The sequence below is a fragment of the Desulfobulbus elongatus DSM 2908 genome (genome assembly GCF_000621145.1).
Lineage (GTDB): Bacteria > Desulfobacterota > Desulfobulbia > Desulfobulbales > Desulfobulbaceae > Desulfobulbus > Desulfobulbus elongatus.
This window is the reverse complement of the sequence record NZ_KK211216.1, coordinates 71,943-93,129: the sequence shown is the minus strand read 5'-3', so window position 1 is coordinate 93,129 and position 21,187 is coordinate 71,943. Positions and strand designations below refer to the sequence as shown.

Annotated in this window: 19 protein-coding genes; 16 read left to right on the top strand and 3 right to left on the bottom strand. The window is 65.0% G+C overall.

Features of this window, described 5'->3' with window-relative positions:
* Positions 1-11 precede the first annotated feature (11 nt).
* The 11 genes from frr to rph all read left to right on the top strand — a co-directional run bounded on the left by frr (position 12) and on the right by rph (position 11,460).
* Entirely contained in the window at positions 12-569 is a 558-nt protein-coding gene (gene frr, locus Q362_RS0118235) for a ribosome recycling factor (protein WP_028319772.1), read from the top strand.
* Positions 511-1,335 (top strand): undecaprenyl pyrophosphate synthase, encoded by an 825-nt coding sequence (locus Q362_RS0118230; protein WP_425389243.1) that lies wholly within the window; start codon positions 511-513, stop codon positions 1,333-1,335. The genes frr and Q362_RS0118230 overlap by 59 nt, the downstream gene beginning before the upstream one ends.
* Positions 1,336-1,341: 6 nt before the next feature.
* A complete protein-coding gene (locus tag Q362_RS0118225) occupies positions 1,342-2,133 on the top strand; it encodes a phosphatidate cytidylyltransferase (protein ID WP_028319770.1) in 792 nt (263 codons plus the stop codon).
* The gene (locus tag Q362_RS0118220; RefSeq protein WP_028319769.1) at positions 2,133-3,290 is read left to right on the top strand and encodes a 1-deoxy-D-xylulose-5-phosphate reductoisomerase; all 1,158 of its coding nucleotides are present in this window, start codon (positions 2,133-2,135) and stop codon (positions 3,288-3,290) included. The genes Q362_RS0118225 and Q362_RS0118220 overlap by 1 nt, the downstream gene beginning before the upstream one ends.
* 63 nt (positions 3,291-3,353) lie before the next feature.
* Positions 3,354-4,439, top strand: coding sequence for an RIP metalloprotease RseP (gene rseP / locus Q362_RS0118215; protein ID WP_028319768.1), 1,086 nt, complete (start codon positions 3,354-3,356; stop codon positions 4,437-4,439).
* Positions 4,424-5,149, top strand: a complete 726-nt coding sequence (gene tsaB / locus Q362_RS21790; RefSeq protein WP_051554485.1) for a tRNA (adenosine(37)-N6)-threonylcarbamoyltransferase complex dimerization subunit type 1 TsaB — start codon at positions 4,424-4,426, stop codon at positions 5,147-5,149. Before rseP ends, tsaB begins: the two co-directional genes overlap by 16 nt.
* A complete protein-coding gene (gene ispG, locus Q362_RS0118205) occupies positions 5,146-6,231 on the top strand; it encodes a flavodoxin-dependent (E)-4-hydroxy-3-methylbut-2-enyl-diphosphate synthase (RefSeq protein ID WP_028319767.1) in 1,086 nt (361 codons plus the stop codon). The genes tsaB and ispG overlap by 4 nt, the downstream gene beginning before the upstream one ends.
* 53 nt (positions 6,232-6,284) lie before the next feature.
* Positions 6,285-7,997, top strand: a complete 1,713-nt coding sequence (locus Q362_RS0118200) for a proline--tRNA ligase (RefSeq protein ID WP_028319766.1) — start codon at positions 6,285-6,287, stop codon at positions 7,995-7,997.
* Between the two features lie 41 nt (positions 7,998-8,038).
* On the top strand, positions 8,039-10,204 hold the full coding sequence (locus tag Q362_RS0118195; protein ID WP_028319765.1) for a RelA/SpoT family protein: 2,166 nt from the start codon (positions 8,039-8,041) through the stop codon (positions 10,202-10,204).
* A gap of 37 nt (positions 10,205-10,241) precedes the next feature.
* A complete protein-coding gene (locus Q362_RS22580) occupies positions 10,242-10,691 on the top strand; it encodes a Smr/MutS family protein (RefSeq protein ID WP_051554484.1) in 450 nt (149 codons plus the stop codon).
* A 52-nt stretch (positions 10,692-10,743) separates the two neighbouring features.
* Positions 10,744-11,460, top strand: a complete 717-nt coding sequence (gene rph, locus Q362_RS0118185) for a ribonuclease PH (RefSeq protein WP_035217193.1) — start codon at positions 10,744-10,746, stop codon at positions 11,458-11,460.
* Positions 11,461-11,499: 39 nt separating this feature from the next.
* On the opposite strand, the gene Q362_RS21780 is transcribed toward rph, so the two are convergent.
* From Q362_RS21780 to rlmKL, 3 genes are all read right to left on the bottom strand, one after another.
* A complete protein-coding gene (locus tag Q362_RS21780; protein ID WP_051554483.1) occupies positions 11,500-12,702 on the bottom strand; it encodes an EAL and HDOD domain-containing protein in 1,203 nt (400 codons plus the stop codon).
* Between the two features lie 71 nt (positions 12,703-12,773).
* Positions 12,774-13,283, bottom strand: a complete 510-nt coding sequence (gene yfcD, locus Q362_RS0118175; RefSeq protein WP_028319763.1) for an NUDIX hydrolase YfcD — start codon at positions 13,281-13,283, stop codon at positions 12,774-12,776.
* On the bottom strand, positions 13,280-15,487 hold the full coding sequence (gene rlmKL, locus Q362_RS21775) for a bifunctional 23S rRNA (guanine(2069)-N(7))-methyltransferase RlmK/23S rRNA (guanine(2445)-N(2))-methyltransferase RlmL (RefSeq protein ID WP_051554482.1): 2,208 nt from the start codon (positions 15,485-15,487) through the stop codon (positions 13,280-13,282). The genes yfcD and rlmKL overlap by 4 nt, the downstream gene beginning before the upstream one ends.
* Before the next feature lie 404 nt (positions 15,488-15,891).
* Between rlmKL and Q362_RS0118165 the strand changes: the two genes are divergently transcribed.
* The 5 genes from Q362_RS0118165 to Q362_RS21770 all read left to right on the top strand — a co-directional run.
* The gene (locus tag Q362_RS0118165; RefSeq protein ID WP_084313002.1) at positions 15,892-16,545 is read left to right on the top strand and encodes a response regulator; all 654 of its coding nucleotides are present in this window, start codon (positions 15,892-15,894) and stop codon (positions 16,543-16,545) included.
* Between the two features lie 110 nt (positions 16,546-16,655).
* Positions 16,656-18,038 carry a sigma-54-dependent transcriptional regulator gene (locus Q362_RS0118160; protein ID WP_028319761.1) on the top strand — a complete coding sequence of 461 codons (1,383 nt, stop codon included), beginning with the start codon at positions 16,656-16,658 and terminating at the stop codon, positions 18,036-18,038.
* 360 nt (positions 18,039-18,398) lie between these two features.
* A complete protein-coding gene (locus Q362_RS0118155; protein WP_028319760.1) occupies positions 18,399-18,803 on the top strand; it encodes a hypothetical protein in 405 nt (134 codons plus the stop codon).
* A gap of 11 nt (positions 18,804-18,814) precedes the next feature.
* Positions 18,815-20,317 carry a chemotaxis protein CheW gene (locus Q362_RS0118150; RefSeq protein WP_028319759.1) on the top strand — a complete coding sequence of 501 codons (1,503 nt, stop codon included), beginning with the start codon at positions 18,815-18,817 and terminating at the stop codon, positions 20,315-20,317.
* Positions 20,318-20,338: 21 nt separating this feature from the next.
* Positions 20,339-21,187 (top strand): PAS domain-containing protein (locus tag Q362_RS21770; RefSeq protein ID WP_245590274.1); only part of this gene is annotated, 849 nt, incomplete at its 3' end.

Genomic DNA, 21,187 nt, shown 5'->3' with positions numbered 1-21,187 from the left:
GCGAGGATGCTATGACAAACGCGATCATCGATCAACTGCAGGATAAAATGGCGTCGAGTATCGAGGCCCTGAAACGGGAACTGGTGAAGATCAGAACCGGACGGGCCTCGCTGTCCCTGCTCGATGGGATAAAGGTGAATGCCTACGGTTCGCAGATGCCCATGGACCAGGTCGGGACGCTGACCATTCCCGAGAACAACATGATTGCCATCAAACCATGGGACCCGCAACTGCTGCCCGCCATTGAAAAGGCGATTCTGGCCTCCGGATTGGGGCTCACCCCGCAAAGCGATGGCAATGTCGTCCGGCTGACTATTCCCCCGCTCACCGGTGAGCGCCGCAAGGAACTGGTGAAGCAAGTCAAGAAGATCGGCGAGGAATACAAGGTCGCCATCCGCAATGTCCGTCGCGATGCCAACGAGTCCCTGAAGAAGCTGAAGAAGGACAAGACCATCTCCGAGGACGAGATGTTCCGGCTGCAGGAAGAGGCGCAAAAGGTGACCGACGGCTATGTCAGTCAAGTCGATGAGATCGCCGGAGGAAAGGAGAAAGAGGTCATGGCGGTGTAACGCCCTCCTCGTGCCAGTGATCGTGGATGCACCAGACACACATAGACCGCCAGCCCCCCGCCATGTGGCCATCATCATGGACGGCAACGGGCGCTGGGCCGAGGAGCGGCATCGCCCCCGATTGTTCGGCCACAAGGCGGGCGTGGATTCGGTTCGGGAGGTCGTCGAGACCGCCCGCGAAATCGGGGTCGAAGTCCTGACCCTCTATGCCTTTTCGACGGAAAACTGGAATCGGCCCGCCGGTGAAGTCAGCGGATTGATGGGCCTGTTGAAAAGCTATCTTCAGTCGGAGTTGCGAACCATGGTGCGCAACGATATCCGGCTGCACTGCCTGGGCGAGCAGGATCGCCTGTCCGAAGACGTTCGGGATGTACTGCGGCAGGTCATTGCCGACACCCGCTCCTGCCGGGGCATGACCCTGAACCTGGCGCTCAGTTACGGCGGTCGGAGCGAACTGGTACTGGCCTGCCGGGAGATGGCGAGGCAATGCCAGGAAGGTGCCCTCGATTGGCGCACGTTCTCCGAAACCACCATCAGCGACCATCTCTTCACCGCCGGTCAGCCGGATCCGGATCTCGTCATCCGCACCGGCGGCGAGCATCGCCTGTCCAATTTTCTCCTGTGGCAGGCGTCCTATGCCGAACTCTATTTCACCGAAACCCGTTGGCCCGATTTTAGAAAACAGCAGTTCCTGGATGCCGTTCATACCTTTCATCTCAGGCAGCGCCGCTTCGGCAAAACCGGTGCGCAGGTGACGGCGGAGTAGGGTGCGATGAGTCGCGTTATTCCCGGGATATGCATGGCCGCAGGATGGCTTCTTCTGCTTTTCCGGGGGCCGTTCGCACTGTTTTGGGCCGTGATCGTTCTGGGAGCCGTGCTGGCGCTCCATGAATTTTTTCGCATGGTCCTGGCCCTGCGGGGCTGGCGGCACGCGGCCACGATCGTCTGCTGCCTCGGGCCTGTGCTGGCCGCCTTTTTCGGGCAGGGCGACCTGGTGCTCGCCGGGATGATGGCCGGTCTGCTGACCCTCGCCGTGCTGGCGCTCCAGGGATACGGCATTCTCGACGATACCTTGAAGTACGCCGGCTATGCCGGGTTCGCCTCCATTTATATCTCGGGATGCATGGCCCACATGGTCCTGCTGCGGGCCGACCCGCAGGGGGCCTTTTGGCTGACCATGCTGGTCGCGATTGTCGCCGGTTCGGACACCGGCGCCTACTATGCCGGCCGGACCTTCGGCAAGCGCAGGCTGTTTCCCCTCATCAGCCCGAAGAAAACGGTGGCGGGCGGGGTCGGCGGCATGGTCGCCGGGGTGGCCGCGGCCGAAGGCGTCAATCTGTTGTTCTCCCAGCCGGCCAATCCGGGGATACTGTTGTTTGTGGCGATGGTCCTGATCATGGTCGGCATTGTCGGGGATCTGACCGAATCGATGATCAAGCGATCGGTGGGGGTCAAGGATTCCGGCACCATTCTCTTCGGTCACGGCGGTCTCCTGGATCGGCTCGACAGTCTCCTGCTCACCGCGCCGGTGCTCTACTATATGCTTCGTTTCGGTCTGGTGTGATGAAAGCCCTGTCCCTGCTCGGTTCCACCGGTTCCATCGGTTGCAACGTCCTGGCGGTGGTGCGGCAGTTTCCCGGACAATTCAGGGTCGTCGGCCTGTCAGCGGGCCGGAATGTCGAGTTGCTGGCCGCCCAGGTGCGGGAATTCGAACCGGAATGCATTGCGGTGGGCGAGCCGGCCCTGGCCACAAACCTTGCGGCGCTGCTGCCCGCGCGCTATCATGCCCGGATTGTCACCGGCATGGAGGGCAACTGTGAGGTTGCCGCCCTGCCGTCGGCGGACATGGTCGTTTCCGCGGTGGTCGGTTCGGTGGGATTGCTGCCGGCCTTGGCGGCCATCCGCGCCGGCAAGGATCTCGGCCTGGCCAACAAGGAAACCCTGGTCATGGCCGGCCGGCTGATCATGGCAGCGGTCCGGACGCACGGGGTGCGCCTTCTGCCCATCGATTCGGAGCACAGCGCCATCTTTCAGGCCCTGGAGGCCGGCCGCCGGGAAGATGTGGCCAGGATTATCCTCACCGCCTCCGGCGGACCCTTTCGTACCTGGAACGCCGAAGCCCTGGCCGCCGCCGTTCCCGACCAGGCTCTGGCACATCCCAACTGGACCATGGGCCGGAAAATTTCCATCGATTCGGCAACGCTGATGAATAAGGGGCTGGAGGTGATCGAGGCCCGCTGGCTGTTCGATGTTTTGCCGGAGCGGATCGAGGTGGTGGTGCACCCCCAGTCCATCGTGCATTCCCTGGTGGAATACCGGGACGGCTCGGTGGTGGCCCAGTTGGGCATCCCGGACATGCGCATCCCCATTGCCTACGCGCTTTCCTATCCCGAGCGGTTGGAGTTGGCACTACCCAGTCTCAGTCTGGCGCAGTGCGGCGGGCTTGCCTTTGAGCAGCCCGATCATCAGCGATTCCCGGCCCTTAAGATGGCCTACGAGGCGCTGGCCATGGGCGGCGTCAAGCCGGCGGTGCTCAACGCCGCCAACGAGGTCGCGGTGGCGGCCTTCCTTGCCGGCAGGATCGGGTTCACGCAGATTGCGGCTGTGGTCGCCACCACGCTGGAGGCCACCGGCCAGGGCGACGAACTGGACCTGGAGGCGATCCTGGCCGCCGACCGGGAGGCGCGGCTGGTGGCCGAAGAGGCGATCGGTTGCGCCTGAACGGTTGCCTCCCGCTCTCCATTCAGGTATTTTTCATACGATTGTTGACTGGTAGTCCATGACATGAATGCCGTTGTTTCCTTTATCATCGTTCTTGGCGTTTTGATTTTCGTGCACGAGCTGGGCCATTTCCTGCTGGCAAAGGCCTTCGGCGTGCGGGTGCTGAAATTTTCCCTCGGCTTCGGCAACAAGCTGATCAGCCGGCAGTGGGGCGAGACCGAATACCTCATCAGCGCCTTCCCCCTGGGGGGCTACGTCAAGATGTACGGCGAGCAGCAGGGCGAGGAAGTCCAGCCGGAAGAACGCCACCGCTCCTTTTCCCACAAGGCGGTGTGGCAGCGGTTCGGCATCGTCTTCGGCGGGCCGCTGTTCAACCTGTTGTTTGCCGTGGTCCTCTTCTTCGCCATGTTCGTCTTGGCCGGCATCCCCGAACCCGTCGATTCCACCCGGATCGGCGAGGTCACCGCCGGGTCGGTGGCCGAGCAGGCCGGCATGCAGGCCGGGGACGTCATCCGTTCCATCAACGGCGCTCCCACCACCTCGTGGATCCATGTATCCGAGCGCATCAAGGACAGCGGCGGCGAAACGGCCACCTTGATCGTGGACCGCCAGGGACAGGAACTGACTTTTCACGCCAAGCCCGCTCTGCAGAAGGTGAAAAACCTGTTCGGCGAAGAGGTGGGCGAACGGTACATGCTCGGCATCGTCCGTAGCGACGAAATCCAGTACAAGGCGGCCTCCATCGGCGAATCGTGCGAGGCGGCCCTGCTCCAGACCTGGAACCTCGGTTACCTGACGGTGATGGGCATCGTCAAGATGGTCCAGCGGGTCATTCCGGCCAGCGAACTGGGCGGCCCGATCCGGATCGCCGAGCTGGCCGGCCAGCAGATGGAAGCCGGTTGGATGAACCTGCTCTACTTCATGGGCCTGCTGAGCGTCAATCTTGGCATCCTCAACCTGCTGCCCGTGCCGGTGCTCGACGGCGGCCATTTGGTCTTCCTCTCTCTGGAGGCCGTCCGGCGCAAGCCCCTGAGCGACCGGACCATGGAAATCAGCCAGAAAATCGGCATCGCCATTCTGGGGACCCTGATGGTGTTCGTGTTTTACAACGACATCCTCCGACTGGTCAGACGATGGCTGATGTCCTGATCCTGGCTATCGAGACCGCCACCGGCTGCGGCAGCGTGGCCCTGACGCGGGGTGCCGGCCCGACGGGCAAGGTGCTGGCCGAATACACCCTCCAGCCCGAGGTGACCCACGCCAGGCGTCTTTTGGGATCGGTCGATGCCGTCATGGCGGCGGCCGGCGTCGGCTGGAGCGAGTTGGCGGCAGTGGCGGTCAGCCAGGGACCGGGGTCGTTCACCGGGTTGCGGATCGGCATGGCGGCCGCGCAGGGGCTGGCTCTGGCCGCGGACGTGCCCCTTGTGCCCGTCCCCACCCTGGACGGATTGGCGGCCCAGGTCGTCCCGGTCGATTTGCCGATCTGCTGTCTGCTCGACGCCCGGAAGCAGCAGGTGTACGCGGCCTGGTACCGGTATGGGCAGGCGCGCTGGCAGCGAAGCGGCCCCTTCCTCGTCCTGAACCCGAACGAACTGGCCCGGCGGATACAGGAGCCGACCCTGCTGGTCGGTCCGGGCCTGCCGGCCTGCCGCGCCGAGATGGCCGCCCAGCCGCTGGCCCGGCTCGCCGAGACGGGCGTCTTCCATCCCAGGGCGGCAACCATCGGCCTGTGCGCCGGCCGGATGCTGGCCGACGGGATCGGTGGATCGGCAGGGCAGGCGGTGCCTCTGTATGTGCGGGCCTCGGAGGCGGAGCTGAATCTGCGCACCATGGCGGCGGCGAGCCGGGAGGCGGTATGATCACGCGAAGAACGACCCGCCAGATTCATGTCGGCGCGGTGGCCGTGGGCGGAAACGCGCCCATCGCCGTCCAGTCGATGACCAACACCATGACCGACGATGTCGAGGCCACGGTCCGGCAGATCCATGAACTGGAGCGGGCCGGCTGCGAGATCATTCGGGTGGCGGTGCCGGATATGGCCGCGGCCCGCGCCCTGACCGCGATCAGGGACCGGATCGCCATTCCCCTGATCGCCGACATCCATTTCGACGCCCGGCTGGCGGTGGCGGCCATGGAGCACGGCGCCCAGGGCATCCGCATCAATCCGGGCAACCTCGGCGGGCCGGACAAGCTGGCCCGGGTGGTGGCCGCGGCCAAACAGCACGGGGTGCCGATCCGGGTGGGGGTCAATTCCGGCTCCATCGAAAAGGAACTCCTGGCCCGCTACGGCTATCCCACCCCACAACGGCCGGACGCCCTCATCGAAAGCGCGCTTGACAATGTCCGTCTCCTGGAAGGGCACGGCTTTTTCGACATCAAGATTTCGATCAAGTCCGCGGACGTGCTGACCACCATCGCCGGCTACCGCCTACTGGCGGAGCGGACCGACTATCCGCTCCACCTCGGGGTGACCGAGGCGGGCGGCCTCATCGCCGGCACGGTCAAGTCGAGCGTGGCCCTGGGCATCCTGCTGGCCGAGGGGATCGGCGATACCTTCCGCATCTCGCTGACCCGCGATCCGGTGGAGGAAATCCGGGTCGGGTTCGAGCTGCTGCGCGCCCTGCGCATCCGCGAGCGGGGGCCGGAACTGATTTCCTGCCCCACCTGCGGCCGCACCCGCATCGATCTGTTCACCCTGGCCGACCAGGTGGAGCGGCACCTGCAAACCATGCGGTCGCCGCTCAAGGTGGCGGTGATGGGCTGCGTGGTCAACGGGCCGGGCGAGGCGCGCGAGGCCGACATCGGCATTGCCGGCGGCCACGGCGTGGGAATCATCTTCAAGAAGGGGGAGCTGTACCGGAAGGTCGCGGAGGCGGACCTGCTGCCGGTTTTCCTCGAAGAACTGGAAAAAATGGAGGCCGAGCGGAAAGCCGGCGGTTGAACGGGCCGGCGCAACGCGCACCGGTCCTGTTTGCATGTGGACGGAGATCAGATATGCGTTACTCTCAGTTGTTGCTGCCCACCACCAAGGAAACCCCTTCCGAGGCTGAGGTCGTCAGCCATCAGTTGCTGGTGCGGGGCGGGTTCATCCGCAAATTGACCTCGGGGATGTACACCTATCTCCCCCTGGGCTTTCGCGCCCTGCAGAAGGTGATCGGCATCGTCCGGGAGGAGATGAACCGGGCCGGCGCCCAGGAGATCCTCATGCCCATGGTCCAGCCGGGCGACCTATGGCAGGAATCGGGCCGGTGGAAAAAATACGGCCCGGAACTGCTCCGGTTCCGCGACCGCCACGACCGCGACTACTGCCTCGGCCCCACCCACGAGGAGGTGGTCACCGACATCGCCCGCCGGGAACTGCAATCCTACCGGCAGCTGCCGATCAACCTCTACCAGATCCAGACCAAGTTCCGCGACGAGATCCGGCCGCGCTTCGGCCTGATGCGGGGGCGCGAATTCGTGATGAAGGACGCCTATTCCTTCGATGTCGACGATGCCGGCGCCAGCCGCAGCTACGAAATCATGCACCGGGCCTACAGCCGCATCTTTGCGCGGTGCGGCCTGGAGTTCCGGGCGGTGGAGGCCGACACCGGCACTATCGGCGGCTCCTATTCCCATGAATTCATGGTCCTGGCCGAGACCGGCGAGGATACCCTGGTCATCTGTGACGCCTGCGCTTATGCCGCCAATGTCGAAAAGGCCGCCATCGTCCCGTTGGACGAGGCGGCGCCGGACGGCGCCCAGCAGGCCCTGGCCAGGGTGGCCACCCCTGGGATGAAGCAGGTGGACAAGGTGGCGGAATGTCTCAAGGTCCGCCCCAGCGACGTGATCAAGACCATGATCTACCTGGCCGACGGCAAGCCGGTGGCCGCCCTGGTGCGCGGCGACCGCGAGGTGCAGACGGTCAAGCTGAAAAACCTGCTGGACGCCAACGAGGTCGAGGCCCTCACCGAGGAACAGGTCTGGCAGCAGACCCGCCTGCCCGTGGGCTACCTGGGGCCGATGGACCTGGACATCACAGTGGTGGCCGATCAGGAGGTGATGCGCATGGTGGATGCGGTGGCCGGGGCCAACGAAAAGGGCTTCCACTGCACCGGCGTCAATCCGGGCCGCGATTTTCAGCCCGACGTGGTCGGCGACCTGCGGCAGATCGCGGCCGACGACCGCTGCCCCGTCTGCGGCGGCAGCCTGCGCCTGAAAGAGGGCATCGAGGTCGGCCACATCTTCAAGCTCGGCACCAATTATTCCGAGGCCATGGCAGCCACTTTCCAGGACAGCGACGGCCAGGAAAAGCCTTTCATCATGGGATGTTACGGTATCGGCGTCAGCCGGGTGGTGGCAGCGGCCATCGAACAGAACCACGATGCCAAGGGGATCATCTTCCCGGTGCCGCTGGCCCCCTTCCAGGTGATCGTCCTCAACCTGGGGCCCAAGGACGAAACCTTCTGCCGCGTTGCGGAAGGTTTGTACAACGACCTGCGGGCCCAAGGGCTGGACGTCCTCTACGATGACCGGGACGAGCGGCCCGGCTCCAAGTTCAACGACGCCGATCTCCTCGGCATTCCCTTTCGGTTGACCGTGGGCAAAACCTACGAGAAGGAGGGCAAGGTCGAGTTGCGCTCGCGCCGGACCGGTGAAACCGAGCTGCTGCCCCTGGACGGGGCGGTCGCCCATATTGCCGGACTCGTCTGGCAGGCGCTGGCCTGACCGACCCGAGGCAGGCCCGCGCCGAACTGCGGATTGGAACCATGTCGGATATCAAGCCCCTGCACTCCCTCGCCTCGGCCTATCTCCACGAGGTCGATCTCGCCCCGCTGAGCAAGGCATACGAGTTCATCTGCGAACGGCATGCCGGGCAGCGGTACGTGACCGGCGAACTTTATGTCGATCATCTCCTGGCCGTGGCCTCGACCCTGGCCTCGATGCGGCTCGACCTGGACACCATCGTCGCCGGTCTGCTCCATGGCGTCATCAAGGAGCAGGTCGCCACCCTGGAGGAGCTGAAGAAGAAGTTCGGCGAGGCGGTCGCCAATATCGTCAACGGCGCCAGCCGCATCACCAATGTCCGCTACGATTCCCATCTAGCCCACGAGGCGGAGAACATCCGCAAGCTGCTGCTGGCCATGGGCGCGGATATCCGGGTGCTTTTGGTCAAGCTGGCCGACCGCCTGCAGGACATGCTCAACCTCGATGCGGTCGAGGAGGAGGAGCGGCGGATCAAGGCGCGGGAAACCATGGACCTGTACGCGCCGCTGGCCAGCCGCATCGGTATCGAGTGGCTCAAGCGCGAGCTGGAGGACCTGGCCTTCAGGTATCTGTTTCCGGCGGAATATGCCGACCTGACCGCCCACCTGGAAAGCACCGTCGCCGAGCGCCAGACCTATGTCGACGAAGTGATCGGCATCCTCTACGCCAAGCTCCGGGCGAACAAGATCGAGCCGGTGCGGATCATCGGCCGCCCCAAGCACATCTATTCGATCTACAAGAAGCTGGTGGTGCAGAAGATTCCGCTCGAACGGGTGTACGACAAGGTGGCCTTCCGCATCATCGTGCGCACGATCAAGGAGTGCTATCAGGTCCTGGGCACGGTCCACGCCGACTGGACACCGGTCCCCGGCCGGATCAAGGACTGGATCAGCGCGCCCAAGTCGAACAACTACCAGTCGCTGCACACCACGGTGGCCGGACCACTGGGACAGTTCATCGAGATCCAGATCCGCACCGAGGAGATGGACCGGGTCGCCCAGGAGGGCGTGGCCGCCCACTGGGCCTATAAGGAAGGGCAGAAGATCACCGGCAGCGATGCCCGGCTGTTCAAAGACCTGAAGCGGCTGGTGCAGTCTCTCCAGGAGGTCGAGGACCCGAACGAGTTCATGGAATCGGTGCGCGGCGAGCTGTTCGAGCCCGATGTCTTCGCCCTGACGCCCACCGGCGAGGTCCGGGAGCTGCCCCGGGGCAGCACGCCGATCGATTTCGCCTACGCCATCCACACGGCCATCGGCGACACCTGCGTCGGCGCCAAGGTCAACGGCCAGATCGTCCAACTCAAACACGAGCTGCAGAGCGGCGACATCGTCGAAATCCTCACCCAGAAGAACCAGCATCCCCGCCGTGCCTGGCTGCAACTGGTCAAGACCGGCAGGGCCCGGACCCGGATCCGCCAGTATCTCCGGCGGGAGGAGAAGGAACGCTCGCTCAAGCTGGGCCGCGAGATCTGCGAGCGGGAGTTGAAGAAGTACGACGTCAATTTCCGCGGCCTGCTCAAGAGCGGGCATTTGCGCCTGCTGCTCAAGCAGCTCAACTGCCAGTCCCTGGAGGAGCTGCTGGTGCGGGTGGGCAACGGCGCCATCACCGTGCCCCATCTGGTGCGGACGCTGCAACCCGAGGAGTTCCGCGAGGCCGAGGAGAGGCGGCGGATGGCGGAGATGGTCGAACGGGCCCAGCGCGCGGCCGAGGAGCACCGCGCCAGTACCTCCAGGCGCAACGCCATCGACATCGACGGCGTCGACGGCATGCTGGTCAAGGTGAGCCAGTGCTGCCATCCGGTGCCGGGCGACCCCATTATCGGCTTCATCACGACCGGCACCGGCATCTCCATCCATCGCACCGATTGCCACAACCTGCTGGCCACGGACCCGAAACGCTGGCTGGAAGTCGCCTGGTCTGGCTCGCCGCAGGCATCCCACCGCGCGGCGCTACGCATCCGCGCGGAAAACCGCAAAAGCCTGCTGGCCGATATCAGCGCCACCATCAGCGCCGACGACGCCGACATCGTCGAGTTGAATGCCCGCACCACGGTGGAGAACATCGCCGAACTCGACGTTTTGCTCGACGTGGTCAATCTCAAGCATCTCCAGACCTTGCAGCAGCATCTCCTGCAGATGCCCGAGGTGATCGAGGTTCGGCGCCGGTAGCGGTTCGGCCGGAATCTCTGTCGGCACGGAATCGGCCATGGCATCGGTGCTGTGCGAAATCTGCGGCAACGAACTCGAACCCGGCAAGGGGCGATGCCCCCATTGCGGGACGCCGTGCACCCCCGGCCAGCCGGGAACGGCCGGGCCGCCGCACCGGGTGATCAACCTGGAACGAGGCATGCCGCTGGTCCGGCAGGCGCTCGACCGGCTCGACGCGGCCATTGCCACTGCCGGCCATGAGGGCGTCAGGGCGCTGACCCTGATCCACGGCTACGGTTCCAGCGGCACCGGCGGGGCCATCAGGGAGGCGGTCCGGCATCAGTTGCAGTTCTACCGTCTGCAGGGCCGGATCAGGGAGATCGTCCCCGGCGAGGAGCTGGCGGGACGCTCCAGGCGCGGCCGGCAGTTCTTGCGGCGCTTCCCCTTTCTGGCCGGCCACCGCGACCTCAATCGCGCCAATCCCGGCATTACCCTGATAATACTCTGATTTCTGAGTTGCCTGCCCAGTTCACAGCATTGCCGCATCAAGGGAGGAACCCATGCGCAACGGACATCGCCCGGCCGACGGCTTGCGGCCGGTCAGCATCGAATACGGCGTCCAGCCCCATGCCGACGGCTCGGTGCTGATCAAGATGGGGCAGACCCACGTGCTCTGCGGCGTCACCATCGAGGAGAAGGTCCCTCCCTTTCTCAAGGACCGGGGACAGGGCTGGATCACCGCCGAATACGGCATGCTGCCCTGCGCCACCCACAGCCGGGGCCGGCGGGAGGCGGTATCCGGGCCCTCAGGCCGGACCCACGAGATCCAGCGGCTGATCGGCCGGTCCCTGCGGATGATGGTCGATCTGCGGCTGTTGGGCGAACACACCCTGCGCATCGATTGCGACGTGCTCAACGCCGACGGCGGCACCCGTTGCGCCTCGATCACCGGCGCGGCCCTGGCGGTGCGGATGGCGGTGCGGCAGATGGTGGACCGGGGCAGGCTCACCGCCATGCCGCCGCTGTTGCCGGTGGCGGCCGTCAGCGTCGGCGTGGTCGGGGGCCGGCCGGTTCTGGATCTGGAATACAGCGAGGATGCCGCCGCCGATGTCGACGCCAACTTCGTCATGAGTGGCGACGGCCGCTGGATCGAGGTGCAGACCACCGCCGAGGGCGCGCCTTTTCAACCGGCCCTGTTCACGGCCATGGCGGATCTGGCCACCGGGGGCATCCGCCGGTTGTTTCTGCTCTGGGAGCAGGAGGGCTGGCGGGGATGAATGCGGTGTCGCCGCCGGGACGCGATCGGCGCCGACCGGTCAATCGAGGAATTGGGCAAAGGTGATGGCGTCCAGATAGAGGGCGTAGATCGTGCCGGCATGGATCCGCAACCTGGCCAGGGCGTGCAGGCAGGCCTCGGTCCGCCCCTGTTCGTAGGCGATGGCGGCGTCGAGAAAGGGGACCAACGGCCCCTGGCGATGGACCAACGCCTCCTTGATGCCGGCGCCGAGCGGCAGTTTGTCCATCAACTGCGCCATGGGCGCGTCGAGAAGGGCATCGATCAGGGAAAAAAGGCCCAGGAAGAACAGCTCGGCGGTGTCCTCCCGGCCGCACTCCCTGCCCAGCAATTCGCAGAAGCGGCCCCTGACCGCCGACAGCCGGACCAGTTCCGCGGGCTTGTCCGCCGCCAGCTCCGAAAGAATGACCAAGGTTACGAACCGCCTCAGTTCCCGCTCCCCCAGATAGACGATCGCCTGGCGCACGGATGCCACCTGCCTGAGCAGGGAAAAGAAAGCCGAGTTGACATACCGCAGCAGCTTGTAGGTGATGGCCACATCGGCGGCAACGATGTGTTCCAGTCTGTCGACGGAGACTTCCGGCCTGTTGACCTCGGCCAGCAGGCGCAGGAGGTGGAGCTTGTTCGAGGGGAGTTCCGTGAGGCGCAGGGATTCGGGACGGGCAAAGAAAGCGCCCTGAACGTAATTGAACCCCTGTGTTCTGACGCGCGCAAGTTCCTCGTGAGTCTCGACCTTTTCGGCCAGAAACTTCAGGTTGCAGCGGGACAGGCGGGCCCTGGTCCGTTCGATGGTGGCCGCATCCGCCAGTTGGCAATCGATCTTGACGATGTTGGCCAACTCGATCAGCGGCAGCAGTTCCCTGGCATAGACGAACTCGGCCAGGGCGAGGATGAACCCTTGCCGGGAAAGCGAGCGGCACGCCGCGAGCATCTCGGGCGAGGGCGGTACATTCCCGGGGATTTCGATGATGATGGTGTGCTTCGGAAACGAGGCCGCGAGATCCTTGATCAGGAGATTGGCGGTGAACCTGATGAAGCAGGGTTTGTTCCCGGCGATGATCTCGATCCCCTCGGTGAGGAAGGCGGTGGAGAGCAGGCCGGTGGCGGTCCGGTCGCCGCTGGGGCCGTCCGGACGCATCGCCGGGGACTGGCACAACAGCAGTTCGTAGGCGAACAGCCTTGTGTGAATATCGAAGATGGGTTGCCGGACTATATGGACGTCCATGGCGCCCCGCCGGGGATGTGGACGACCCTGTTCGGTTGCGGGCGGTCCGCACGTCCTTTCGTCGCGGAGCATTACGGCAGGGTCCGCGGCAGGAGACGAAGCAGGGCCATGCCGTCCGGGGTGACCGGTTCCGCCCGGTGCAGGGCCTCGATCCCGTTGAGGTCGATGAATCGGCCGTATTCGATCTCCTCCTTCTGGAGGGTGAACGGTCCCTCGCTGACGCAGGAAAAGACGCGCCCCCACACCCGGTTGCCGAATTCCTCGAAATACCGATCGAAAAGATGGGCCAGCCGCACCCCGGCGAGTCCCAGTTCTTCCCGAAGTTCCCGCTGCGCCGACTCCAGGTAGGGTTCGCTGGCCAGCACCACGCCGCCGGCGGCCAGGTCCCAGTAGCCGGGATAGATATCCTTGGTGCGGGTCCGTTTCTGGATGAACAGTTCCCCTGTCCGGTTGAAGACCAGGACATAGGTGGCCCGGTGGATCAGGTTCTGTTGACGCATGATCCGGCGGGTGACCGCGCCGATGGGGTTGTTGTCGCGGTCGACGATTTCGACCAGCTCTTCGGCGGGATCGGCGATCATGGCGCCTCCTGTTCGGTGATAGGCGGCTGCTGGTGGTGGCGGAATTCCCAGCAGCGGTGGATGCGGCGGTTGCGCTGAAAATCGGGGGGGATGGTCTCGTCGCTGATCTCCCGGACGGCAAAGTCGCGGCAGAGCGATTCCTCCAGCTTGAATGCGCGGAAATTGTTGGAAAAAATCAGGGTGCCGCCCTTGGCCAGCCGTTGCATGGCTAGGCGGAGCAGGGCGGCATGATCTTTCTGGACGTCGAAGATCTGTTTGCGGTGCCGGGCATTGGAGAAGGTGGGCGGATCGACGAAGATCACCCCGTAGCGTTCCCGGTCGCGCTGCAACCACTCCAGGCAGTCGGCCTCCACGGTCTGGTGCAGCGGCCCGCCGAAGCCGTTGAGGGCCAGGTTGGCCCGGGCCCGACCGAGATAGGTGGCGGAGATGTCGACGGTGGTGGTGGCGGTGGCCCCGCCCATGGCGGCATAAACCGTGGCCGCGCCGGTATAGGCGAACAGGTTGAGAAAGGTCTTGCCCTGGGCGAGGAGGCCCAGCAGCGCCCTGGTCAGGCGGTGGTCGAGAAACAGGCCGGTGTCGAGATAGTCGGTGAAGTTGACCAGAAAACGGCCGCCCCCTTCCCGCACCTCGTGGAGCGTGCCGGCACCCGGCTTCTTCTGGTACTGCTGCGTTCCCTTCTGCTTTTTCCTGGTCTTGATGAACAACCGGCCGCGCGGCACGTCGAACACGGTGCGGATGACCTGCAGGGCCTGGCCGAACCGCTGTTCCGCCCTGGCCGGATCGACGGTGGCCGGCGGCGCGTATTCCTGGACGTGCACCCACTCCTCGTAGAGATCGACGGCCAGATTGTACTCCGGCATGTCGGCGTCGTAGACGCGGAAACAGGTGATCTGCTCTTCCTCGGCCCAGCGCAGCAGGGTGTCGCAGTTCTTGCGCAGCCGGTTGGCGAAATCCTCGCCGGGCGCGTCGGCGGGCAGGGGCGCCAGGGTCCAGCGCTGAAGCGCTTGTTCCCGCAGGGTGTTCTCTTGGCCCACCAGCAACTGGCATTTGATCGGCCCGTTGAACAACCGCTGCCGCTCCTGCCACTGCATGCCGGTCATTTCGGCCAGGTCGGGGTTGGCGGTGAAAAAAGCCAGGGTCCAGCCGGGAAATTGGTCCCGGAAGATCCGCCCCAGACAGCGATACAGATATTTGACCGCCTCCTTCTCCGACAGCCGCTCGCCGTAGGGCGGGTTGGTCAGCAGACAGCCCCTGGGCGCCGGGCTCTCCAGCCGGGCCAGTTGGCGCTGTTTGATGACGATCACCTCGCGCAGGCCGGCGGCGATCACGTTCTTCCTGGCCGCGGCCACCACCTGGGGATCGGCGTCGTAGCCGATGAACTGCGGCCAGGCGGCAGGCATGCCCCGGCTTTCCCGGTCCACCGCCTCCTGCACCAGCCGGTCCCAGAGCTGCGGATCGTGCCTGTTCCAGGCCATGAAGCCGAAGGCCTTGCGGAGCAGGCCGGGGGCGCTGTCGCTGAGCATCAGGGCCGCCTCGATGAGCAGGGTGCCGCTGCCGCACATCGGATCGAGCAGAACCGGTTCGTCGCCGGCCCGGTCGAGCCAGCCGGAGAGACGGACGATGGCGGCGGCCAGGGTCTCCTTCAGCGGCGCCTCGCCGCTGCCGGTGCGGTAGCCGCGCCGGTGGAGGCTGTCGCCGGAGAGATCCAGGGCCAGGGTGGCGCCGGTCCCCTGGACATGGAGGTTGATGCGGAGATCGGGATGCAGTGGGTCCACGTCCGGCCGCCTGCCGAACCGCTTGCGGAACTGGTCGACGATGGCGTCCTTGACCCGCAGCGAGGCGAACTGGCTGTGGGTCAGGGCGGCGTTGACCAGGGTGGTGTGCACCGCAAAGGTCGATTTCCAGGTGAAGTGGTCGTCCCAGAGGATGGAGCCGGCCTGCGCGTAGAGGGCATCGGTGGTCGGGGCGTCGAACCGGGCCAGTTCGAGGAGGACGCGCGAGGCGAACCGGGACCAGAGACAGGCACGGTAGCCGGTTTCCAGGCTGCCGCTCCAGGAGACGGCCCCCGGATGACTGGCGATCGCCTCCCCGCCGAAACCGGCGATCTCGCAGCTGACCAGCGATTCCAGGCCGAAGCCGCAGGTGGCCGTGAAGCGCAGGGGTTGTTTTTTCTTTTTTCTGGCGGTGGGGGCGGCTGGCAGCATGAAGTTTCGATGTATCCGGAGAAACGGTGTGGCAGGGGGTGGCGGGCACAACCGGATTTACAGGCGGCGTGCCGACAAAAGATTCCCGCGGCCGGCGCGCTGACCGGTCGAAGTGCTTGACAAGGATAGACGGTCTGTGTGAACCATAAGCTCGTGCCGGAACAGGGAATCGGGAACCGGTCCACGGGGAAACGGTTGGCTTGCACCATAGCCAAACTCCGTGGGTAAGTAAACAACAACAGCGCGCCCCGGGCATTCTTGCCGGCCGGACACCAGGCCCGTCTCCGCGCGGGCCAGAGGACGCGGAGGGGAACCCCGACCCCGGCGCGGCGTGCCCTCCGTGCACCTCCCGGCAGGCCGGGACAGGGGACGGGGCATGCCCGGCGGACAGATGGAGGCGACAGATGGACAGTGATGCGGCCGGGACGACGCCATTGCCCGCAAAACCCGGCGGAATGACACGCGAACAGGGGCATGCCCTGATGAATATTTTCGGCATCGTCATCGCCAATGCGGAGATGCTGCAAGAGGAGGCCGGACCGGAGAGTCATGTGCAGCGGCGGCTGGAACGGATCGTCGAGGCCTGCCGCAGAGGCGAGGAACTGGTGCGGGCGCTCCGCCGGCTCGCAATGGCCCGGCCCGATGACCGGGAGAGCCGGCCGGCCGGCAAGGCGGCGGCAACGGTCCCGTCGCCTTGCCGCATTCTCGTGGTGGACGACGAGGAGGACCTCCTCGACATCATCTGCCGCTATCTCACCGGAGACGGGTTTGTCGCGCTGGGCCTGCCCGACAGTCGACTCGCCCTGGAACAGGTGCGGGCCGACCCCTTCGCCTTCGATCTGCTGCTCACCGATGTCGACATGCCGGGGCTCTCCGGAGCGAACCTGTGCAGGCAGGTGCACGCCCTGCGGCCGGACCTGCCGCTGCTGATGGTCACCGGCTATGACCGCCATGCCCCGGCGGGGCATCTGGCCGAGATGGGCGTCAGGGAAATGCTGATGAAACCGGTGCGGCGACAGGTTCTGCTGGCAACGGTCCGCCGTCTATTGACGCCTTGACATTTGCAAGGGCAGCAGGTGTAATACATTTGTTGTGTAACAGACGAGCAGTCCACGGTTTTCGCGACCGATGCATACCACCCGGTGACCTGTTTGAAGGAAGATGCGCTATGGCGGCGGTTCTGATCATCGATGACGACCGGCTTTTTGCCGAGACGGTCGCCGACAGGCTCGACTCCCTCCGCTATGCTTCCCGGTGCGTGCACACCCTCGCCGACGGCCTGGAGGCGGCGGGCCGGGGGGATTACGACATCGTGCTGCTCGACGTCTACCTGCCCGACGGCAACGGTCTCCAGGCGATCGATCAGTTGCGCTCGGTGGCTTCCAGTCCCGAGGTCATCATCATCACCGGCCAGGGCGATCCGGACGGGGCGGAATTGGCCATCCGGCACGGGGCCTGGTGCTATCTGGAAAAAAACTCCATTGTCAAGGAAATCGCCCTGCCGCTCGCCCGGGCCCTGCAATACCGCCAGGCCCTGTCCAGTCAGAAGGCCGTCCTCAAGGACGTGGAGCGCGACCAGCTGGTGGGCGAGAGTCCGCGCTTCGCGCACTGCCTGGAACTGCTCGCCAAGGCGGCGGCGGCCGAAGCCAATGTGCTGATCACCGGGGAATCCGGGACCGGAAAGGAGGCCTTCGCGCGGGCCATCCACGCCAACAGCCGGAGAAAACACGGCAATTTCGTGGTGGTCGACTGCACGGCCCTGCCCGAACAGTTGGTGGAAAGCGTGCTGTTCGGCCATGTCAAGGGCGCCTTCACCGGCGCTGACCGGGCCAATCGGGGCTTGATCCGCCATGCGGACAAGGGCACCCTCTTTCTCGATGAAATCGGCGAACTGCCTTTGTCGATCCAGAAAAGTTTTCTCCGGGTCCTGCAGGAGCGAACCTTCTGTCCGGTGGGCAGCCAGGAGGAATGCAAGAGCGATTTCCGGCTGATCTGCGCCACCAACCGGGACCTGACCGCCATGACCGGGCAGGGACTGTTCCGCGAGGATCTGCTCTACCGCCTGCGGGGACTCTCCCTGACCCTGCCGCCGCTGCGCGAGCGGGAAGGGGACATCCCGCTGCTGGCGGAGCACTTCCTCGATCGCCTGGTGCAGCGGTACGGCCAGGAGAAGAAGGAATGCCTGCCCGATTTCATCGATCATCTGACCGGCTACACCTGGCCGGGGAATGTCCGGGAACTGTCCCAGGCGATTGAATCCGCCTTTGCGCAGGCCGTGCATTCGCCGCTGCTCTTCACGCAGCACCTGCCCGTGCATATCCGCACGGCCCATGCCCGGGCCCGGGTCCGCGCGCCGGCGGCCACGATCCCCGCCGGCCAGGGCGCCGAGGCCTCCCTGCTGTCCTGGCGCGAGGCCAAGGACGCCTTCGAGCGCGACTACACCGTGCGCCTGCTCCGGCACAGCGAGGGGAACATCATGAAAGCGGGGCGCCTGTCCGGCTTGTCCCGCACCCGCCTGTACCAACTGATGAACAAATATTCGCTCGCCTGACGCCGGTTCCCCTGTCTGCCGTCCGATCGAATGCTCCGCCCGACGCCCCGGCGGGCGCGGGTCATGCCGTTGCCGTGCCCTCCGGTCGCGGAAAACCATGCCGTGCCGTCCCGAACCGGGATGTGCGGCTTTCCCGCCGTGTGCACCAAAGGGTGTTCACTTTTCTCGACGCCATCCCCTTTTGTTGACAGTCCCGGATCTGCCGCCCCGGCCCGGTATCCGGGGTGCCCTACGGCAGGATTGTTTGCGCCGCAAGCCCTTCGTGCTTCCTGGCCGCGCCGGACGGTTTCAGGCACGGCCCTTGCTGAAAAGGGAATGCCAGCCGCTTCAGGCTGTCACCCGTACCAGCAAGAGACTGCCATGAACGTCTTGTTATATACCGCGAAAAACACGGAGAGCGGGGAGAGGTTGCAGCATGCCATCGAGGCGCTGGGGTCCCTGGAATCCCTGATCGATTGCCGGACCATCTCCGACCTCATCCGCCATTTGCAGTCCCCCGGCCCGCTGCCGGAAACCGTGGTGCTCCAGGCGGCGGACAAACGGGAACTGAATGCCCTGGCCTCTTTCCGGTTCCGCCTGGAACAGGTGTTTTTCGTCCTGGTCCTGCCCGACGCCGACGCGGAAACCGTGGCGCGCGGCCACCAACTGCGCCCCCGCTTCATCGCCTATCAGGACAGCGATTTCAGCGAGGTCGGCGCGGTGCTCGACAGGATCGAATCCAGGCAGGTCAACGCCGCCAGGGGCGGAATCCCTCGTACCGAATAGGGCGGAAGCGTATGGATCAAGAACGGTTGTTTGCCTCGTTCATCCTCGATCGGCAGATCGGCATCGAAATCGCCCTGCCGGCGGAGCAGGTGGTGGAAGCCTTGCCGGTCGGCGAATCGATCCGCCCCCTGCCCACCGGCGCCTTCTTCCTCGAGGGGATCATGCACCTGCGCGGCGACGCCGTCCCGGTGATCAACCTGAAGAAACGGTTGGCGCTGGCGGCGACCGGCCACGGACCAGACGCCAAGGTGGCGGTCGTCCAGCACAACGGCAAACGGTACGGCCTGCTGTTCGACGACATCCGCGATGTCCTCCGGGTCCCGGCCCGGGCGATCGAACATCTCGACCCCTTTCTCCTGTCCGACGAAACGGTCGTTGCCGAGTTGATCAAACTGGAAGAGGGGCGGCGCACCCTGGAGTTGCTCGATCTGGGGCGCCTGTTGCCGAACGATGCCGCCGTCCCTGAGCGGGAACAACCGGCGCTGCCGGTCCAGCGCAGCTATGCGCAGTTCGTCGTCTACTCCTGCCGGGAGCAGGTCTATGGCATTCCGGTCGGCGATGCCAGGGAGATCTGTTTTTTCAACGAGATCGATCAAACGTTCAGAAGCGGCAAGGTGGCGGGCGCCCTGCAATTGCGCGGCCAGACCATTCCCGTGCTGTGCAGCGCCGCCCTGCTCGGTTACGCCGACAGAGCGGCCGATCCCACCGATGCCACCAGGATCCTGGTGCTGCAATCCGACACCCTGTCCTTCGGCCTGATCGTCGACACGATTCACCAGATCCTGGTGGTGGCCGACGACGAGATCATGCCCATCCCCGGGCACCACCTCGCCCATGTCCGCGGGGTGTGCCACAGCCCGGCCTACGGCAATGTCATGCTGCTCGATGTCCGGGAGCTGATCAGCGCCCAGGTGGACAGGATCGCCTCTATGTCCCGCCTGCGCGGGAAGGATGACGGCAGGAACGAGGCGTGCTCGGCCACCCGGCATGTCATCACCGAGCACTGCTATCTGGTGTTCGCCATCGGCAAGCACTATGCGATCGAACTCAAGGACGTGCAGGAAATCATCGATTGCGGCGATTTCATGGAGGTCGCCGACGGCGACGGCCTGATCCAGGGGATCATCAATCTCCGCGGCCGCATCGTGCCGGTGGTGGGTTTGCGCGGTTTTTACCAATGCGCCGAGCAGAACGTGGTCGGCAGGGAGCGCGGCCAGGACGACAAACTGATCATCGGCCGGGCCAACGGCAACCTGGTCGCGCTGCTGGTCGATGAGATCGTGACCATCTACAAGCAGGAACGGTTCCATGTCACGCCCTCGTTGCGGCCCGAGTTGCAGGCCAAAAAGGACACCCTTGACCGGCTCATCGAGTTCGTCAACAACGACGGACTGAAGGAACATGTGCTGGTGGTCAATGTCACCAATATTCTGCGCAACCATCTCCGGATCCCGGACCGGGACAGCGAGGCGCAACCGGCAGCGGCCAGCGGCGGGCACACAGACCATTCTTGATACTGGCACACAGACCATTTTATGCAGACTGAACAGAACGATTTCGTGGAGGGAACAATGGCGGCGGGAGAAGCAATGCGCTCCGGCGGGGATCTGTCCTTGCTTGAAACTTCGGACGATCCCGGATTCATGGTTGACGGCAAGCGGACCATCACCTGGGCCAACCAGGCATTTTTCGGCACCTTCGGGTTGCATGCCGACAAGGTGATCGGCAGGATGACCTGCGAGGAGTCGTGCAACCTGCACCTGTGCGGCACCAAGGACTGCCCGGTGGACAAGGCCGGCCGGATGCGCAAGCCGGTCACGGCCGAGGCGCTGCACAGCAGCGACGCCGGGGTCCGCTATTTCCGGTCCGTGGCCAGGCCCACGGGCGATGCCGACGGTCAGACGCTGGTCACCATGACCGACATCAGCGAGAAAAAGCGCCTGGAGGCCCGGCTGCGGCAGATGGAAACCAACCTCAACGTCATCCCCACCCCGATCATGGAGATCGACGACAAGTTCACCATCACCTTCATGAATCCGGCCGGGGCGGCGGTGGCGGGCCTGACCCCGGACGAGGCGGTGGGCAGGAAGTGCTACGACCTGTTCAGGACGCCGCACTGCAAGACCGAGAAATGCGCCTGCGCCCGGGCCATGAAGACCGACTCGGTGGTGACCGAGCAGACCATCGCCCGGCCGCGCGACGGCGTGATCGTGCCCATCAAATATACGGGCTCGCCGATCAAGGACGCCAAGGGCAATGTCGTCGGTGCGGTCGAATACGTGCTCGACATGACCGAGGAGGTGCGGCAGCAGCAGGTGGCCGACGAGAAGATCGAGAACCTCAACACCATTCCCACGCCGATCATGGCCATCGACACCGACTTC

What these genes read in the sequence shown, in the direction of transcription:
- frr (WP_028319772.1), top strand. Translation starts at nt 12, where the DNA reads ATGACAAACGCGATCATCGATCAACTGCAGGATAAAATGGCGTCGAGT.
- Q362_RS0118230 (WP_425389243.1), top strand. Translation starts at nt 511, where the DNA reads ATGTCAGTCAAGTCGATGAGATCGCCGGAGGAAAGGAGAAAGAGGTCA.
- Q362_RS0118225 (WP_028319770.1), top strand. Translation starts at nt 1,342, where the DNA reads ATGAGTCGCGTTATTCCCGGGATATGCATGGCCGCAGGATGGCTTCTT.
- Q362_RS0118220 (WP_028319769.1), top strand. Translation starts at nt 2,133, where the DNA reads ATGAAAGCCCTGTCCCTGCTCGGTTCCACCGGTTCCATCGGTTGCAAC.
- rseP (WP_028319768.1), top strand. Translation starts at nt 3,354, where the DNA reads ATGAATGCCGTTGTTTCCTTTATCATCGTTCTTGGCGTTTTGATTTTC.
- tsaB (WP_051554485.1), top strand. Translation starts at nt 4,424, where the DNA reads ATGGCTGATGTCCTGATCCTGGCTATCGAGACCGCCACCGGCTGCGGC.
- ispG (WP_028319767.1), top strand. Translation starts at nt 5,146, where the DNA reads ATGATCACGCGAAGAACGACCCGCCAGATTCATGTCGGCGCGGTGGCC.
- Q362_RS0118200 (WP_028319766.1), top strand. Translation starts at nt 6,285, where the DNA reads ATGCGTTACTCTCAGTTGTTGCTGCCCACCACCAAGGAAACCCCTTCC.
- Q362_RS0118195 (WP_028319765.1), top strand. Translation starts at nt 8,039, where the DNA reads ATGTCGGATATCAAGCCCCTGCACTCCCTCGCCTCGGCCTATCTCCAC.
- Q362_RS22580 (WP_051554484.1), top strand. Translation starts at nt 10,242, where the DNA reads ATGGCATCGGTGCTGTGCGAAATCTGCGGCAACGAACTCGAACCCGGC.
- rph (WP_035217193.1), top strand. Translation starts at nt 10,744, where the DNA reads ATGCGCAACGGACATCGCCCGGCCGACGGCTTGCGGCCGGTCAGCATC.
- Q362_RS21780 (WP_051554483.1), bottom strand. Translation starts at nt 12,702, where the DNA reads ATGGACGTCCATATAGTCCGGCAACCCATCTTCGATATTCACACAAGG.
- yfcD (WP_028319763.1), bottom strand. Translation starts at nt 13,283, where the DNA reads ATGATCGCCGATCCCGCCGAAGAGCTGGTCGAAATCGTCGACCGCGAC.
- rlmKL (WP_051554482.1), bottom strand. Translation starts at nt 15,487, where the DNA reads ATGCTGCCAGCCGCCCCCACCGCCAGAAAAAAGAAAAAACAACCCCTG.
- Q362_RS0118165 (WP_084313002.1), top strand. Translation starts at nt 15,892, where the DNA reads ATGGACAGTGATGCGGCCGGGACGACGCCATTGCCCGCAAAACCCGGC.
- Q362_RS0118160 (WP_028319761.1), top strand. Translation starts at nt 16,656, where the DNA reads ATGGCGGCGGTTCTGATCATCGATGACGACCGGCTTTTTGCCGAGACG.
- Q362_RS0118155 (WP_028319760.1), top strand. Translation starts at nt 18,399, where the DNA reads ATGAACGTCTTGTTATATACCGCGAAAAACACGGAGAGCGGGGAGAGG.
- Q362_RS0118150 (WP_028319759.1), top strand. Translation starts at nt 18,815, where the DNA reads ATGGATCAAGAACGGTTGTTTGCCTCGTTCATCCTCGATCGGCAGATC.